10 protein-coding genes are annotated in these 17512 nt (G+C 32.3%); all 10 read right to left on the bottom strand.

The annotated features are described in order from the left end of the window. Positions 1 to 41: 41 nt before the first annotated feature. The 10 genes from gnpA to KPL54_RS22685 all read right to left on the bottom strand — a co-directional run bounded on the left by gnpA (position 42) and on the right by KPL54_RS22685 (position 17240). The gene (gene gnpA, locus KPL54_RS22730; RefSeq protein WP_216101687.1) at positions 42 to 2231 is read right to left on the bottom strand and encodes a 1,3-beta-galactosyl-N-acetylhexosamine phosphorylase; all 2190 of its coding nucleotides are present in this window, start codon (positions 2229 to 2231) and stop codon (positions 42 to 44) included. Positions 2232 to 2249: 18 nt separating this feature from the next. Continuing rightward, positions 2250 to 3272 (bottom strand): glycoside hydrolase family 88/105 protein, encoded by a 1023-nt coding sequence (locus tag KPL54_RS22725; RefSeq protein ID WP_216101688.1) that lies wholly within the window; start codon positions 3270 to 3272, stop codon positions 2250 to 2252. A 111-nt stretch (positions 3273 to 3383) separates the two neighbouring features. Beyond that, positions 3384 to 4994, bottom strand: coding sequence for an extracellular solute-binding protein (locus tag KPL54_RS22720; RefSeq protein ID WP_216101689.1), 1611 nt, complete (start codon positions 4992 to 4994; stop codon positions 3384 to 3386). Between the two features lie 72 nt (positions 4995 to 5066). Next, positions 5067 to 5945, bottom strand: coding sequence for a carbohydrate ABC transporter permease (locus tag KPL54_RS22715; RefSeq protein WP_216101690.1), 879 nt, complete (start codon positions 5943 to 5945; stop codon positions 5067 to 5069). 16 nt (positions 5946 to 5961) lie between these two features. Further along, the gene (locus KPL54_RS22710; protein ID WP_216101691.1) at positions 5962 to 6936 is read right to left on the bottom strand and encodes an ABC transporter permease; all 975 of its coding nucleotides are present in this window, start codon (positions 6934 to 6936) and stop codon (positions 5962 to 5964) included. A 229-nt stretch (positions 6937 to 7165) separates the two neighbouring features. Next, positions 7166 to 9526 carry an AraC family transcriptional regulator gene (locus tag KPL54_RS22705; protein WP_216108777.1) on the bottom strand — a complete coding sequence of 787 codons (2361 nt, stop codon included), beginning with the start codon at positions 9524 to 9526 and terminating at the stop codon, positions 7166 to 7168. Positions 9527 to 9686: 160 nt separating this feature from the next. Beyond that, positions 9687 to 12821 (bottom strand): rhamnogalacturonan lyase family protein, encoded by a 3135-nt coding sequence (locus tag KPL54_RS26630; RefSeq protein ID WP_290444461.1) that lies wholly within the window; start codon positions 12819 to 12821, stop codon positions 9687 to 9689. An 18-nt stretch (positions 12822 to 12839) separates the two neighbouring features. Further along, the gene (locus KPL54_RS22695; protein WP_216108776.1) at positions 12840 to 15038 is read right to left on the bottom strand and encodes an SGNH/GDSL hydrolase family protein; all 2199 of its coding nucleotides are present in this window, start codon (positions 15036 to 15038) and stop codon (positions 12840 to 12842) included. A gap of 385 nt (positions 15039 to 15423) precedes the next feature. Further along, a complete protein-coding gene (locus KPL54_RS22690; protein ID WP_216108775.1) occupies positions 15424 to 16068 on the bottom strand; it encodes a cytidylate kinase-like family protein in 645 nt (214 codons plus the stop codon). A 188-nt stretch (positions 16069 to 16256) separates the two neighbouring features. After that, complete coding sequence (locus KPL54_RS22685) at positions 16257 to 17240, bottom strand: aromatic acid exporter family protein (protein WP_216108774.1); 984 nt, start codon at positions 17238 to 17240, stop codon at positions 16257 to 16259. Positions 17241 to 17512 lie beyond the last annotated feature (272 nt).

The following is a 17512-nucleotide window of genomic DNA, read 5'->3' as shown; positions in this document are numbered from 1 at the left end:
TCTTTTAACCATTTAGGCGTCTGTTTAAAGACGCCTAGTTATTATCCTAAATCTATTATTTTTATTCCATACGGTTTTAAAGAAACCGCAATTTCATTTTTCTTACAATCATACACCGTGGTTTCTTCAACTTGACCCGTAATATTAATAACTGCTAATTTATTGATTTTAGGATAGTAGGCACATTCTGTATTTGCGTTGCTACAAGTCCAGAAGCCAAATTCTTTTTCTTCATCAGCTGCCCAATATATTGCTCTTAATAATATTCTTATATTTTCAGGGGTATACTTATGTCCAGAGAAATATACACTCCTACCTTTTCCAAAAGTATTTGTAGCTATTTGAATTGATTGATTTTTATCTGCAATAACCTGTATATTTTTGTCTATTACATATATATTATCAATTTCTTTTCCAAAATCCAATTCTCCCTGAATATCCTTAAGAATAAAGTGAGTTTCTTCAACCTTTTTATATGCATATTTATCAAAACACACGGTTAAACCGACTTCTCTCTCCACCCCAAATACATGGCACATCTGAAAGTATTGACCGCTATATTTTACAGCAGAAGGTTCTCCAACCCCAATAAGACCACCTCCCTTTGAAACCCACTCTGTAAGGATTTCAATAACTTTCTCATTACTCCAGTTCCAACCACCACTCCAAGCATCATCAATTTGTCCAGCATTAATTATTACTTTAATATCACCGGAAATACCTTTATCAATAATATCTTTAAAACTAATAAACTCTACTTCTACAGGCAATCCTGAGATAGATTCCATAATTTCATTATAATAATTTCCATGATTAAAGTGACCACGACAACCCCACGCCCGCATATTTCCCCAAGCAGATAAAATAGCTACCTTAAATTTAGAAGAATAAGGTTTTCCCTCTTTATGCAATTCCCTAATTTCCCTAAACTCTTCTACTAATTCTTGAACATAATCAACAAATGCAGGATGATCATCAACTAAATGCAGGTATCCACCAAAACCGATTCTATCTACGCAATCACGAAGTAGAGCTCTCCTTATATCTAACCAATAAGTTTTACATTCTAGCGATGGGTCTCCTCCTTCTATAAAAGTTCCCACTCCATTTACTCCTGTTGGAAAGAAATATGGGTGAAGCCTTAATTCTCTTATTGCAACACCTTTAGTTCCTGAAACCTTTCTTGTTTCAAATCCGCTAAACACGCCATCAATTATCCCATCAAAGCCAAACTCTTTAAAACTATCTAAGGTAGGTTCCATTCCTATCCAATGGTCATTATAAAATACATAGGCTTTTTTCCCATGTTTATGAACTAAATCAATACACTTTTTACCAAACTCAATCACGAATTTATTTATAAAATCCATCCAATCTCTATATTTTTCAGAAGGTGGTAAATATGAGTTATTGTATAAACCTTTATTTACAAAATCCTCTGAAGTCATTTTATAACCTTTTTCTTTTTCAAAGAGTTTCATAGATAAAGGATTTACTGTGAAATCATAGGCGCCCCAATCATTTACGATAAACTTCAAATTAGGATCACTGCCCCATAGCCACCAAAAATTATAAAACATAGATGTGAATCGTACTACTTTTGTATGTTGGTGATCTATAAGCCATTGATCTAAATATTTAAGAATATGATCTTGAGTCTCTTTGTACATAGGCTCTATAGGTAATTCATGCTCCCTGTTCCCCCAATTATTTGTTATATGGTTGTATGCGGATATTTCTTCCCAAATTCTATACACAAGAAAATTAACCGTGTATTTATGCCATTTTTTTGTGTTTTTCACCATAACTGTTCCCGTGTTTATGTCTAACTCCCATTTAGAAATTTCTATTTCTAATCCAGTAGTTCTATCAAAAACTTGCCAAAACTCTTTTGGGTTATCTTTAATATTTATCAAAAATTGTTCTTTAAAAAAGCCTTGTAAAATATCTATCTTAACTGTATCACCCTTAGCAATTAGTGGATAACTCCTTAGATAACATTGTTGAAGTTTATCCATATTTAATTTAGCCCACTCATTGGAACCACGAACTAAACAAATGGTAGAATAAATATCATAACCCGAAGTTATTATTTTATCTGATAATTGAGTTCCATCACTATCCCTAATTACATCTGCTCCCCATTTTTCTGCCAATTTCAAAGTTAAATCTTCAAAGCCAGCTTCCCCTGGCAATGTAAATCCACCGGTATTTACTATTTTTTCACTCATACTATCCCACCCTTTAAATTATTGTTCATACTTCAAAATTGCTGCAAGAAAAACCAAAGTCAAACCCTGTCCCCAGCCTTGAACCCTCTTTTTAGGAACTTTCTTATAACCCTGTGTATCTATCATTACTGCAGTACCTGCAGAAACATTCATAACTGATCCCTCTTCTGAAATATTATTCATTATTCCCTCTAGCGCCTTTTGAACATACTTTCTTTGAAGAGGATGTCCCACAATTACAAGACTTGCAGCAATTCCAGCAGAAGCTGAAGTTTCTAAATAGGAACTTTCATCATCTAATATGGTATGCCATAAACCTTCTTCTGACTGCAACCTAACTAAAGCACTTAGTTGATCTCTTAAGGAACCACTTATGCCCATAAATGCTGGATACAAATAATTTATAAGGGTGGTTGCTTCTGCCATAGTATAGGATGCCCAAGCATTTGCACGCGCCCAATGAATGCCTGACATATGGTTTTGGTTAATGTTATCCCATCCATGAAAAAATAGATCAGTTTTATTATCTTGTAAAAATTCTTCATGCCAATAGTATTGATTTAAGGCGTCTTCTACATATTCTTTATTATCTAACTTTTTACCCATTCTAAGAAGAAAATAAGCTGCCATAAACAAACTATCTGCCCAGGCTTGTTCCGGAAAATCATTGCCTGGCGAAACTGTATGTTGGAAAACCCCTTCCCCAAACCTAGTTGCATCCTTTCTTAAATATTCAGCCTTTTCTATAGCCAAATCCATATATTTCTGATCCCCTGTAGCCTCAAACAATGTTATTAGAGTGTGTCCCATAGCAACTACATTAACCGTAAATTCAGGCAGTCCTATTTCAATATATTCATCTATCCATTTCACAAGATAATCGATATATTCTTGATTTTTAGTGACCTCCCAAGCCTTACATATTCCATAAAAGGCAACTCCACAAGGCCAATCCCAAGTAAAGTCCATTCTCATGGTTCTCTTTACAACTTTGTCTATAAGTTCTTTTATTTTTTCTTCATCATATTCTAACTTCTTCATTAAAATTACTTCCTTTCTTCATATATCCCTTGTGAATTTTTAAAATTACACTATATTATAAATATAGCCCTGTAACAAATTACTTTATCACAGGTCTATATTTTTATTATTTCACTTTTTCATACCTTCGTATATTGATTTTCTTTCATTAATAACTTCTTGGTATCCACTTGTTAAATAATCTTTACTATATTTTGCATATAAAGCATCGAATTCACTTACTTTACCCATAACTATTTTGGCAGAAGCTTCTTCCCACTTACTTCCAAGTGTTTTCGAATTTTTTGTTAAAGAAGTTACAGGTTTATTAAACATAAAGTTTGGTTTTGCACCTATTAACGTTTCTTTGTAACCGTCAATATACAATTTTTCAAAACCAGGTGCTCCTTTAGCAATTGCATCCATCTTTAAATTTTTATCTAAACTCCCAAATTCTTTTTGTTCAGTAACAATACCCCACATGTCCTTGTTAGAGCTAAAATTAAGTTTATCCTCTCCATTATAATTAGCTACTTCCACTGGAAGTCCACCCTTTAAATTATAGTTTTTACCTGCCACACCATTTTGAAGTACAAATAAATTTTCGCTTTTGCTCATCCAATCCATATATTTTAGGACTGCATCAGGATGCTTACACTTTTTATTTATACCACTAAGCATGCCATATGGTGCGTATGCGAAAGCTTGTGGTGCTTGACCAGCTGGTAAAAGTGCACCTGCAGGAAGTACAGTAAATTTTGCTGTAGGTACATTTTTTACAAGTGTTTGTAAAACTGGAGGAGTTTTTAAAGGCATAAGAAATACTCCAACCTTACCATTACTTATATCTGCTTGTAATTTTGTACCATCTTTATCTAGTACAAACTCAGGACTTATAAGCCCTTCATTAAAAAGTTTATTGTCCCATTTTAATGTATCCTCTGTTGGCTTCCATGATAACGATGGAATTACTACATCAGAATACATTGCAAACTCTTCAGCCGAAACATTAGCTGGTCTGAATGCATAATTTATATTCCCAGAACCAGCAGCAGACATACTCCACAATCCCTGTGGTATAACATTATTAGCTCCTACTTTACCGGGATCTTTTTCTTTAAATGCTTTAAGAACTGCATAGTACTCATCTCTATTTGTAGGAACTTTCATACCCAATTTATCTAGCCAATCTTGTCTTATAACACTAGATATACCACCTACAAGTGGTCTTTTAGCTGGTATTAACATTTGCTTACCATCAAACACTCCATATTTCAAAACATCTGCTCCAAGTGTTTTTTCGAGATTTGGTGCATATTTATCAAGTTGAGCTTTAGTTACTTCTTGGAAAGCACCCCTTGTGTAAAAACTTGACGCCGTTGTATAGTCATAACTAAAAATTATATCTGGAGCATCACCGGATGCAAGAAGCATATTAAACTTGTCTACATCCGTAGTCCTTGGGATTGTAACATAAGTAACTTTTACGTTATATTTCTTTCCAAAGGTATCATTAACGTATTTAGTCCAATGATTGTTATCTACAGTTGCTTGACCTTGGATGCCCCTGTCATATATTGGAATTTTGATTTCCACTTGCTTTTTATAAGGTGCATCCACGGCAACTGAAGAATCACTTGTTGAATCTGCTGATTCTTTTGATGAGCCACACCCTGCAAGGCTACTTACAATAACAGTCGTTAGCATAGCCACACTGACGATTTTCAGAAGTTTTTTGTTCATTTTTAATTCTCCCCCTTATAATCTAAAATTTGAAACTATATAGAAACTGCATATTATTTTAGCAGCAAACTATCATTCTTTTACAGCACCAATCATTACACCTGATACAAAGTACCTTTGAAGCCACGGATATATTAGTAATATAGGAACTGTTGCAAACATTACTACAGAAGCTTTTAAAACTTCTGGTGCTAGTTGCACAGCTGCTCCAACTCCCTCTGCTGCAAGGGCTCCATTTGAAGAAGTGGCACTTACTAATTGATAAAGCTTTAATTGAAGTGGATATAATTCTGGCCTTGTGATATAAAAAAGTGCATCTTGAAATCCATTCCATCTACCCACAGCATAAAATAAGCTCAAGGTTGCAATTATTGGCATTGAAAGTGGAAGTACAATTTTAAAAAGTATACCTATCTCTGTACATCCATCTAGCTTTGCTGATTCCTCAAGACTATTAGGTATTGAGTTTTGAAAAAAGGTTTTAAGTATTATAAGATTAAATACATTTATTGCTCCTGGGAGAATAAGCCCCCACATGCTATTTAACAAACTTAAATCCTTAACAAGAATATAATCTGGTATTATACCACCTGAAAAATACATTGTGATTATAATTAGTAAAAAGAAAAAATCTCTGCCCTTCAAAGAGCTTTTTGTCAATGGATATGCTGCACATATGGTGAGTACCATACTTAATACAGTATATATCACCGTCATTTTTATGGTAAAGAAAAGTGATGTAATCATTGATTTATCATTGAAAATTTGCTTGTATGACTCCATAGTAAAATCTACCGGCAAAAGCGTAACTTTTTGCGCTACAACAGCCTGAGAACTACTAAATGATACTGCTGCAACATGAATTAGTGGCACTAGGCATAGTAAAACTACAATACTTATAAACAAAAATACTATTATATCTAAAATTTTATCTAATAACTTTGTATTCATATTTTCAACTCCTTTCTTACATAATCCCTTGTTCACCGAATTTTTTAGCTAACCTATCTACAAATAGTATTAGAACTAATCCTATAACTGATTGGAATAAACCCACTGCCGCTGCTATATTATATCTAACGGATTGAAGTCCAACCCTATAAACAAAGGTACTTATAACATCGGAAAAATCCATTACCAACGGATTACCTAATACAAATGGACGATCAAATCCTATTTTCATTACATTCCCAACAGCTAAGATAAGCATCATAATTATGGTTGGCTTAATCGCAGGTAAAGTTACATACCATATTTTTTTTAATCTACCAGCTCCATCAATCATAGCTGCTTCATACAATTCTGAGTTAACACTCGTTATTGATGCCAAGTATATTATCGTTCCCCAACCTACCCCTTGCCATACCCCTATTACACAATAGGTTCCTAACCAATGCCATTTTTCAATAAGAAAAGGTACTGCCGCTGCCCCTAATGATTTAGTTAAGATATTAACCATGCCTGTAGGAGATAGTAGCTGATAAGCCATACCACCTATAATAACCCAAGAAAGAAAGTGTGGTAAATAAAGTATGGTCTGAGATACCTTTTTAAACCACTTAATCCTTATTTCATTTAATAATATAGCAAGGATTATAGGTGCTGGAAAACCTAAAATTAAATCCAATACATTAAGCGATAATGTATTTCTTAAAACTTTATAGAAATCCGCCATTTTAAAAACTTCTTTAAATGCATCTAGTCCGATCCATTTACTACCATTGATTCCATCGATTACATCGTAATCCTTAAACGCTACTATTATTTGGTACATTGGTACATACTTAAAAATCACAAAATATGTAACAGGTATAAATAATAGCAAATATAAAAAGAAATCTTTTTTAATATAATATAAAATTCCTTTTTTCTTTTTCTTAGTTACTTTAGAAACATCTAAAATACCAAAGTTACTAGGTGTAGGTGTACTGCCGTTTCCCATAAGGTTCACTCCTTTTTAAAAATATAAATCGTTTACATTTATATCTTATCCGCTTTTACAATACTTGTATATAATCACTTTTGCCAATAGGCTTTATTTTTGATAACATCCTCAAAGCCTTTATTTTGAAAACTTTCCTTATTTAACTTTGCTAATTTCCAATAAAACAAAGTAAATAAAAGACAATAATAAAAGCTACTATCAAAAATAATACTGATAGTAGCTTCTATTATTTCGCACAGTTCTTGAAATTTAAAGTTCTATACTCTCCTGGAGTTATACCCTCATACTTTTTGAAAAATCTAGATAAGCTTTGATAATTGTTATATCCTATACATGAAGCTATTTCCGGCAAACTTTTATCTGTATCCCTTAAATGTATTTTGGCTTCATTTATTCTTAATCTATTGGTATATTCTATAATTGTTTTTCCTGTGTTTTCTTTGAATATCTTTCTTATATAAGAGTAACTTATACCAATACATCTAGCCATACCTTCAAAATCTATATCTTTATGATAATTACTCTTAATATATCCTTCTATTATATCCATATACTCTAGACTCTCATTTGCAGATTTCTTTTTATATAAAATTATACGAGAATAAAAATCTACTAGCAACAACCTTATCTCCTCTAGTGTCTCCTTTGCAGACAACTTCTGATAAATATTATAGCCGCTTCCATAAATATAACTTATATTAGTATTATCATCTACAAGATATTTTATTGTACTACCTATAAGCTGATTAAAAATTTGTGTAATATTATCATAAGATATCTCTTCCATAGCTTTTATTTCTTCAATCATAGTTTTAACTTCCTTATCGATATCCACCATAGATCCAGCATTTAAGTAGTTAAAAATATGTTTTTCAATATTATACGGATAAAAATATTTGTACTCCTTCCCTAAAGAGGATTTCCATTTAATCACACTTCCATAACCGTATAAAATTTTACGTTTTATCGCCTCGTTAGCCTCAAAATATGATAATCTTATTCCTGTTTTTTCACTATGACATTCCCCTATTCCAACCGAAATTGTATTGTCCATTACTTTTAATATTTCACCTTGCACTTCTTTAAACAAGTCTTCTACTATTTTGTAGGTTCTATTTTTGTTGAAAACTTCCATATTAATAATTACTGCAATTTTACTGACATCAAATAACACACTTGCATTTACATAAGTTTTGTTGATTACTCCTTCACACACGTTAATAATTAACATTTTCAAATAGTATTGCTGCTCCTGTGAATATTTCTCCAAAAATTCATCAAATCTGTCGATTGCAATTATTGCACAAATAAAATTTTCATAGAAAAAATCATATTCAACTTGATTTTCAGAGTTAATATATTTCTGTAAGTTTCCTTTTACTAAATCTAAAATATACCCCTGTTTTAAGTCTTTCTTATTATTCTCTAATATCCCATACATGGTATCCTCTTCTCTTGCCATAGCACTAAAAGCATTAGAAAGAAGTTTCATTTCATCTTCTTTTAAATCAGTCCATTTGTTTCTTGCTTTAACATCTTGAACTAACTTATTAAGAGGGTTATAAAGTCTTTTTGCAACTATATAACAAAATCCTAGACCCAAAAATATAATAAAAATAATAATTAAAATGATTTTGGTTGATAACTTATTTGCCTTTTCCATAAGGTTTGCAAGAGGATAAACTCCTACATAAATCCAATCATTAAATTGTGACTTATAATATGTAATAACTTTTCTTTCATCATCAACATTATCAATCATATACCCACTTACTTTATCAAAACTTAATATATTTTTTACATACTTTGTGCTAGAAATGTTAGTTCTTACTAATGACTTATTTTTATGTGAAATTATATTTCCTTTAGTATCTGTTATATAAATATAACCGTCTCCTAAAAGGTCCCTATTATTTATTAATTTACTCAGCTCATCTTCATACATGTTAATAACTATTGCTCCATCCACTTTAGAGTTTATAGGTGCCAAAGGATATACATAGGATATAACAGAGGCTGTATTAGAATTTTCATTTTGTAATACAGAATTTTGAGGATTTCTCTCTGGAATTATTCTATTTCCTATCCAATGTGGTTCCAAATTTATAGCCCTAGCTTCTTTATAGGGTTTAATCCATTGGACATCGTTAAATTTGTTCATTTCCACAGTTCCGCGATTAGAAGTGATAATATAATCCGCTCCATCAATATAAACATAAATTGTAGTTATCCTATAATTTGATGCTAAAATCTCATTTAATAATGCATAAACCTGAGTTACTTTTACTACATTATTAGCATCTGATTTAATCTTATTATAATTTTCTACAGTACTTAAATTATTAAGTACATCGCTTTGTGATATTCTCGCTACGTCTTTTAATATGCTGGTACTAAATAAAACATTTATATTGTTAACCGTTTTCAAATTAATTTCAGCTGTACTACCAATTTCATTTTCCGAGTAACTAATCATTGTATAATTGAAAATAATTCCTGTAATAATTAACGGAATTACTAAAAAAAGAGTAAACGCCAAAAAAAACTTCACAATCATTGGAAACCTGTTTACTGATATTTTTTTCATAAATATCCCCCTAAAACTTCGTTAACATAATATACCAATTATACCACTTCATTTCACATAATTACTAGCCCAAATTCCCGCATATGCCTTCGCAAATCATCTTTTCCAAAATTAAAATAGCGCATTGATTTTTTTACTAATCAATACGCTATTTAATAGGTTATTTTATTTTAACTTCCGTGCCTCCACGTGACATTGTAATATTAGGTTGTGGTGGAGTTGTCATTCCACTTCCTAAATAATAACTTGTATGTGGTGGTTGATTGTAACCTGTATTTTGAAATGCAACTCCAAGTCTATAAATAGGATCATGCATTAAAGTAGATAATTTAGTTTCCGTTACATCACTAGTAGCATAAATTCTTAAAGCACTACTATCCTCCGTTCTCCAAATTACTTCTTCTCTCCAATCACCAAACAAATCTGCCTGCAAACAAGGATTACCTTTTGTTCCATTATTAGAATTAGTACCCGTCGCAGTTAATATGTTTACAGATTTTTTATTAACATAATCCCATTTGCTAATAGTTCCTGGACTTGCAGGACCACCATAGCCATTCCAATTATGATCAAGTAATTCTCTTTGCAAATCTCCATCCCACCATATAGCAAAGTTTGATGATGGTATCCCCTCAGATATTTTTTCTCCCTTAACAGTATAAAGTCCACCTGTACTGCTATTCCATGCGCCATCTATTGCCCAAATTTCTTCACCTATATAATTTGGATCAATATCTGCCGAAAGTCCTCTTCCTGTATCAATTCCTGATTTAACGCCGAAAAGAATTTTTCCAGTCCCAGCATCTCTTATATCCATTCCATAAGGTGAGCCTTTTTCTTCTTGAACTTGATATATCTCAAGTCCTGGATTAGTAGGATCTAAATCACCAAAATGCATAGCGTCACCATGTCCAAGTTTTGTAGTATAAAGAGCCTTACCATCTTGATTTATAACAGCAGCTCCTGTAATAATCTCATCCATACCATCTGCGTCAACGTCACCGACACTAACATTGTGATTTCCTTGACCTCTATACTCCGTGTACTTAAGACCATTTGGATCTACTTCATCAAACTGACTATCGAAAGTCCATTGCTTAACAAATTTTCCATTCTTAAAACCATAAGCAATTATTGCCATTCTAGTATAATAACCACGTTGCATTACCACACTTGGTGTTTTTCCATCTAAGTAGGCTACACTTGCTATAAAACGATCTCCACGATTTCCATAGATATCGCCCCATTCATTAATATCAGTAGCAAAAGCTCCTCTTTGTGGTTCATATACCTGGGTATCTAAAGCCTTGCCTGTTGCGCCCTCAAACATCGTGTGATATTCCGGTCCATCTAATATATATCCTCTTGCATTACTATAATCTTTATCTTCATCACCAATTATATTCCCTTCTCCATCTATTGTACCATCTGCTGTTCGAGTAGTAAGTTCAGCTTTACCATCCCCATCAAAGTCATAAACCATTATGTCAGTGTAATGAGCCCCTGATCTTATATTTTTCCCTAAGTCTATCCTCCACATAAAGGTTCCATCTAATTTGTAAGCATCAATATAAGTGTTACCAGTATATCCAGCCTGCGAATTATCCTTAGCATTAGTTGGTGCCCAATTTAGAACTATTTCATACTTGCCATCGCCGTCTAAATCAGCAACACTAGCATCATTTGCTGTATAATCATAGATTTCACCAGCTTTATTAATCCCTGCTGCTGGTTTTCTAATTGGGAGTTCCTTATAGTTATTTTCCCAGGCAGTAACCGTTTCCGATTGTGATTCTTTCGAATTTCCACCTCTAGTACGAACAAAATATTTTGAAGTTGTGGTTCCTTTTGCATCTAAATAATTTGTGCTTGATTTAATGGGTTTACTATTTATTTTAACATTATCTCTATATACATCAAATTCTAAATCTTGTGCTTCTGTACCAAGTAAACGCCAACTAACTAGGACTCCATTAGCTGCTTTTACCGCATTTATTCCACGATCAATGTTTTCCATTTGGCGTTTTAAGACAACCTTAGCCCCTACAGTTAATGGATTAACCTTAGAAGATTCTCCTCCTGCATTTACTGCTACCACCTTATAATAATAAGTTGCGCTGTCTACACTTTTTTCATCAACATACTTATCTTTATTTGTACTGCCAACATAGGTATATTTCATATCTTTGTATAATGATTTGTATATATTATAAGATGTTGCATTTTTTAAAGCATCCCATGTAAGTTTTAACTTATCCTTACTTTCATATTTATACTCTAAGTCTTTTACTGCTTCAGATAAAACAGTTACACTGCTATCTGCTAATTTTCCTGTAACTTCAGTAGATTTTAATGACTCTCCATTTTCATCTATTGAAGATACTTTATAAAGATACTCAACCCCTACAGCTGCTTTTGTATCCTTATAAGTTCCATTTGTAGAAGTTCCTATTTTACTGTAAGCATAATCCACCTTTGCCGCTCTGTAAACATTGTAACCGGTTGAACCACTTACTGTTGCCCAACTTAAATTAATAACTGCCTGACTAGTAGCCTTACTATTAACTAAAAGTTCTGTTGGAACCGCTCTAAATGTAGCTGTAAGCTTTGCAGCTATAACTTCTGATAATGCTGATTCGCCACTAACATTCACAGCTGACACTTTATAATAATACATTGCATTTGCAGCACCTACATTACTATCTATATATAATCCATTAGTTGAGGTACCTATTTTAGTGAAAGTACCACGTTCACTAGTAGATCTATACACATTGTAACTAGTAGCACCATAAGTGTATGTCCAGTCAATTCTCACTTTATAGATTCCAGCACTTGCTACCATAGAATTTAATGTGAGTCCTATTGGAGTAGATGGTTTATGAATAACCTTTTTTGTAGTTACTTTAACTGCTGCTGTTTTTTCTGATTCTCCAATATAATTAAATGCAGCGAACTTATAAAAATAGTCCTTATGTGCAGTTAAATTTGTATCTTTATAATGGTAATCATTATTGGCCTTTGTAGCCTTTCCTAATAATGCATAAGTACCATCTTTAGCATCAGATCTATATACATTACATCCTATTGCCAAACTAGTAGAGCTACTTGTTAATTGGACTACAGACCAACCAGCTTTGTCTACTGTAACTTTTGCTGGCACTGCTGGAACTACAGTTAACGCCTCTGGAACTGAAAGTGAACTAGCCGCATGCACACTTTCCATTGGAAAAATACTGAAAATGAAGAAAAATAAAATTAAAATGCTAATTGAACTAATTTTTTTTCTATACATTTAGTGCCCCCTGGTGTTTTATTTTTTAAGCTCCGATGCTACAATACTAGCAAGTTTTATAGCTCCTGCGCGATTAGGATGTAAACTATCACTCATAAAAAGCTTAGCTGTAGCTTCTTGACCTATTGATGTATAATACTTCGAGCTTAAAACATTAAGATCTATTAATGGAACTTTTTCCTCATCAGCCAAAGCGACTGTTGAATGTCTATACCATTTGTCTACAGCAGAGTGTACATTATTCAAATCAAAATCAGTTGCCTTTCCTTGTGAAGTTACGATAACTACCTTTGCACCTTTACTTTTCACCTGCTTAATCATATCACGCATAATTTCTTTAAATTCCGCTTCTGTCTCATATTTTGAGTCATTAATACCAAATTCTAATATAAAGCAATCTCCTTTTTTTATATATTTCATTATAGATTCAAATTGTCCATCATCGCGAAATCCTCTTGCAAACTGTCCACCCGAAGCCATATCTCTAATTTGATATTCCTTATTACTTAGGAATTGTGGCAACATCTGCCCCCAACCACACTGCAAACTAGTATCAATTGGATAATAGTTACATACGGTAGAATCTCCACTAATGTATATAGTCTTATCTGTTTTGGACTTATCTGATATCTTTGTAATTTCAAGTGCACTTAACGTAAATGCTTTGCCTGCCTTACCTTCCGTCACAAGTATATTTAACTGTCCATCTGTAATAGGAATCTGAAATTTATCAGTAGCACCATTACCTGTCATATTCATTACTTGATAAACGCCCTCTGCTGCTACACTTGTTCTTGATGTATCTCCTAACGTCACCGCAACCTCATAAAGTCCATTTGGCAAATCTACATTAAATGTATTTGAACTTTTTGTGCCAAAAGTCATGAACTGAACTGCATCACTTCCTGCCCCGCTACCAGTTGCTGTAACATTTTTCATATTTACCGGAGTATTAAAACCATAACCCACAGATGGATTGTATTCTAGTGATGCACTAACATTTGTATAACCTGGCTCTGCCACGCTTCCAAAATCAAACTTGTAATTTGTTTGTTTTACATTTGAATTCATAACATATTTTGAAATAGATATATTAAGCGCTTTGATTTTTTGCGTAGTCATACTGGCAATCATATTTGCTCCGGCTTGCGTAAAATGAGTATAATCTGTTCCATTGGCTGATACTAAATAATTAGGAAATACAGTGTCATATCCAACGGAGGTATAATAATCGATGCAAGTGTTCATCATATCAATTATTGGTGTGTTTGTTTCAATTGCTACCTGCTTCATTGCAATCACATAATCCGGAAAATCATTTACAAATACTCCATTTTTGTAATTAAGCCTTGCTACAGGCGTAATCAATATAGGAATCGCTCCTATATCACGGGATTTCGTAATATATTGTTTAAGATAATCCTTGTAATTAGTATATGGGTCTGTATGACGAGCGGGAATATACGACGCATCATTATGACCAAATTGGATAAATAGGTAATCTTTTGGCCTAATTACGCTTAAAATATCATCCAGCCTGCCCTCAACAATGAATGATTTTGAGCTTCTTCCACCTATAGCTCTGTTATCAAACATCACATCTCTACTAAAATATTTTTCAATACATTGCCCCCATCCTGTTTGTGGAGCAAAGCTTGTACCATAGGTCTGCGCAGTTGAATCCCCAGCAATATAAACCATAGTGGGTGAATTATTTTTGAATGCACTGCCTGATACTTTAAAATCACAAATGCTTGCATAATCATTAGATGGAACATCTAAAATAATAATTTTCACATACCTTGCAAGGCCATTAAAAATGTCCTTTTGTTTTTGGATAGTACTGGTATTATTGCTTTTATCTATCCTTAAAGTCCAATGCAAATTATCTGTAGACGTTTCCACTCTGTACTTGTAAACAATATTTTTTCGCCACTTTACCTCAGTTTCCTTAAGCTCATAAAGGCCTCCCAAATCCACCGTCCAGTAATGGTTGTCACTTGTATCCGCAGCACTCCAATACGTTGATTGCTTGCCATCATTACCATTTGATGCACCATGCCCTAAAAGTTCACTATCAGATGTCGATGTTTTACCCATAGCAATATTGCTTGAAGCATATACTTTTTGAGGGCTAACAAATAAACTTGTTGCAATAAACATTACAATAAGAATCATTGAAAATAATTTTTTAGATCTACCTCTTGATTGAATCATTTTCTTCACATCCCTTTATTAAGATTTTGATAATAAATAGATCTTTGATATTATATGAAATCACTTACGTAAGTGTTGTATACAACTTGTCTTTTCGTATCCTGCCTAAATTATACATACTATTCGCCATTTTTGTAAATGTTTACTTTTGATTAAAGCTATCATTTTTGTCATAATTATGCAATTCATTCATTGCATTTTAAGCGCTAAAACTCTTTGTATATCAACGTTTCAGCTCACTATTTTACATATAATTAAACAAAAAAAACAAAAACTTCTAATTTCTATTACGACCTCTGAGATCGCAGTAATAACTAGAAGTCTTTGCGTATATTTCACCTTAAACGGAACAGATTGTTAAAATAACCTTCTTTTTCAAACTACATTATTTGGCTTTTAACAATTCATCCCCAAACCTTTCTTTCAGATACTCCATTATTAAAATTTCACTTTTTTCAATTCCCAATTTACTTGTATCTATTGACAAGTCATACCCACAGGCATTGTACATATCTGTCCCTGTAAACACCTTGTAATATTTTAATCTTTGCTTATCAATTTTTTCGTTTAAGTGCTCTGCTTCATCTCCTGATATATTATTGGATTCCCGAGTACGTTTTTTACGATAATCCACATCAGCATGCAAAAAAATACTTACATGTCTAGGATGGTTGCGAAGAATATAGGATGCTGCTCTTCCTATTATTACTGCTGGCTTTTCATTTGCAATTTTTATAATAATATTTGACTCTGCTTTATGTGCTTTATCGTCTGTAATTATTTCTACGTCTGAAAAAGATGAAAGGTTACCATGTTCAGAATATGACAATATATTCTTCCATATACCATCTTGCTTCTCATCATATGGTTCTATCTCTTCAACAGAAGTCTGCAAGTCTTTTGCTGCTTCTCTCACTATCTCATCATCATAATATGAAAATTTCAACTTTTCATTCAGTCTTTCACCTATTTCTTTTCCACCGCTTCCACTCTGACGATCAATTGTTATTATAATATTTGATTTATTCATATTTATCCCTCCACTGTAAGATTAAAATACTGTTTTTCGACTCAACTACTCAATAATAATAATTTAGAGCATACCATTTATATTCCACAAAACACTATATTTTCCTCTTTTCTTATTCTTTATTCCTATATTGAATTCTTCTACCTTATATTTAAATGTGTTATTCAACATATTTTTACATCTATGTCTCAATATGTATTTCTAAAAAGCTCTTTAAATTCCTTCTTAATAATTAGAAAATCCCCTAAATCATTTAAAAATTGAAATAATAATGCTCTAGCTTCGAATTCATTTCTATCCTTTGGTAGTTCCATGGCCCCATAATTTTTTCTAAGTAGTTCTAGCTTATTAATAAGTTCAATACAATCATTATCTTCATGAATGTTTACTGCAACATCATTTGTGAACTCTGCCAATATTGTAGTTTGTTCATAGGTCATATAAACCCTAGAAAAATGCCTTTTCATTCTTTTTATAGCATCTAGTTGTAGAATTCTCATATCTATATAACTTCCATAATAATCTTTACTTTTAAACAAATTGTTATTATTTATTCTTTGTGCCATTAATTTAGTGTTTACAATTAGTTTTTCAACTGTTAAAAGTACATTTTGTTCATAAATCGGCACCGCTTGGGTGACTAAGCTAGCAGCCATATCTGATAAAATTAATCTGTATTGTTCTTCTATCTTCGCCTTGTTTTTTTCAAAATCTTCCTCTAAAGAAGCACTATATAGATTAAATATCATTGCAACACCAATACCTATTATAGTTAACTTTGCTTCATTTATAATCCACAAAATATTAATATTTGTACTTGTTAAAAGATGTGTTGATAATACTGCACCAATAACCATTCCCTCCTTGGTTTTTGAAATATTGGTTAATGGTATAAATATAAGTAAAAACAGTCCAAATATCATAGGATTATTTCCAAGTAGTGTATATAAAGTAAAAGATAAGAGTATAGCTACAGTGGATGATATTATTCTTTTACCTGCAACTAATAGCGCCTCTTTCTTGGTATCTTGAATGCTTAATATCGCAATTATACCTGAAGTTACTCCAAATTCTAATCCAATATAATTTGATAGAGTAATTGCTATAGTGGCAGATAATGCTATCTTAAATGTTTTTGATTGTACAGTTTTTATTTGAAGGTTTTTTATCATTCCTTAATTTTTCTCCTTTTCTCTTCACTCTTCAATAACAAGGTTAATATGTGTTTTTAATCCTTGTAATCCAGCAATTATAGTCTTATTATATCACTGAAATTCTATTTAATTGATTTTTACTTCTTCTCATAAAATTAAAAAGCATATATCACTCCACTATAGAAATGATATATGCTTTTAAATTTTACATTTTTGGGGTCTTGTTGAACAATATTATAACATTAAATTATTCAGTTCATGTCCACCTTTAAATTCCAATATTGGAATTT

The organism is Clostridium estertheticum, from assembly GCF_018861295.1.
GTDB lineage: Bacteria > Bacillota > Clostridia > Clostridiales > Clostridiaceae > Clostridium_AD > Clostridium_AD estertheticum_D.
Note: the sequence above shows the minus strand (reverse complement) of the source record. Positions and strands in the feature narration are given on the sequence as shown.

Bases quoted from the DNA above. Each gene is read 5' to 3' on its own strand.
- KPL54_RS22710 (WP_216101691.1), bottom strand. From the start codon at position 6,936: ATGGGAAACGGCAGTACACCTACACCTAGTAACTTTGGTATTTTAGAT.
- KPL54_RS22685 (WP_216108774.1), bottom strand. From the start codon at position 17,240: ATGATAAAAAACCTTCAAATAAAAACTGTACAATCAAAAACATTTAAG.
- KPL54_RS22690 (WP_216108775.1), bottom strand. From the start codon at position 16,068: ATGAATAAATCAAATATTATAATAACAATTGATCGTCAGAGTGGAAGC.
- KPL54_RS22715 (WP_216101690.1), bottom strand. From the start codon at position 5,945: ATGAATACAAAGTTATTAGATAAAATTTTAGATATAATAGTATTTTTG.
- KPL54_RS26630 (WP_290444461.1), bottom strand. From the start codon at position 12,821: ATGTATAGAAAAAAAATTAGTTCAATTAGCATTTTAATTTTATTTTTC.
- gnpA (WP_216101687.1), bottom strand. From the start codon at position 2,231: ATGAGTGAAAAAATAGTAAATACCGGTGGATTTACATTGCCAGGGGAA.
- KPL54_RS22695 (WP_216108776.1), bottom strand. From the start codon at position 15,038: ATGATTCAATCAAGAGGTAGATCTAAAAAATTATTTTCAATGATTCTT.
- KPL54_RS22705 (WP_216108777.1), bottom strand. From the start codon at position 9,526: ATGAAAAAAATATCAGTAAACAGGTTTCCAATGATTGTGAAGTTTTTT.
- KPL54_RS22725 (WP_216101688.1), bottom strand. From the start codon at position 3,272: ATGAAGAAGTTAGAATATGATGAAGAAAAAATAAAAGAACTTATAGAC.
- KPL54_RS22720 (WP_216101689.1), bottom strand. From the start codon at position 4,994: ATGAACAAAAAACTTCTGAAAATCGTCAGTGTGGCTATGCTAACGACT.